This window comes from Planotetraspora sp. A-T 1434 (assembly GCF_025420585.1).
Classification (GTDB): domain Bacteria; phylum Actinomycetota; class Actinomycetes; order Streptosporangiales; family Streptosporangiaceae; genus JAOEGB01.
Genome location: NZ_JAOEGB010000107.1, coordinates 1 through 475, shown reverse-complemented (window position 1 = coordinate 475; position 475 = coordinate 1). Strand labels below are relative to the sequence as shown.

Here is a 475-nt window from a genome sequence, read left to right as displayed (position 1 = left end):
AGCGATGGCATCCACCCGGGCGATGGCGGCGGCGGCCTGGTCCACAGGGAGTTGGTGGCCGGTGATGGTCGCGGTGCCGTCGGCGTGCCGCATCCCTTCGAGGCGGCGGCGTTGCAGCGCCCGCTCGTACTTGCGCCGCGCCCACTGCGGGTCGGCGGCCACCAGCAGCGTCTTGATTTTGTCTTTCAGCTGGCTGGTCGTGCATGCCCCCGCCTTCGGGAGCAGATGACCGGCCACCGCGTGCGCGAGCGGGTCGGGGACGCCCTCCAGCCAGTCGTGGAAGACCAGGGCGCGGGCTTTGTCGATGGTCCCGGCCGCCAGGGCGTGGCGGACGGCAGCCAGACGGGTGGACAGGTCATAGGCGAAGACGTATTCACGCTCGGCCGCGCGGCGGGTCAACACCAGCGCGGCGCGGATTTCGTCGGCGGAGTATTTGTCCGGGCGGGGCATTTTCTTCATGTCGCCCGGGGACGGC

The 475-nt window shown here is 70.7% G+C and carries 1 protein-coding gene; it reads right to left on the bottom strand.

From position 1 onward, the window contains the following. A partial coding sequence (locus N5079_RS35165; protein WP_261588546.1) for a 13E12 repeat family protein occupies positions 1 to 459 on the bottom strand: 459 nt, incomplete at its 3' end. Between the last annotated feature and the right edge of the window lie 16 nt (positions 460 to 475).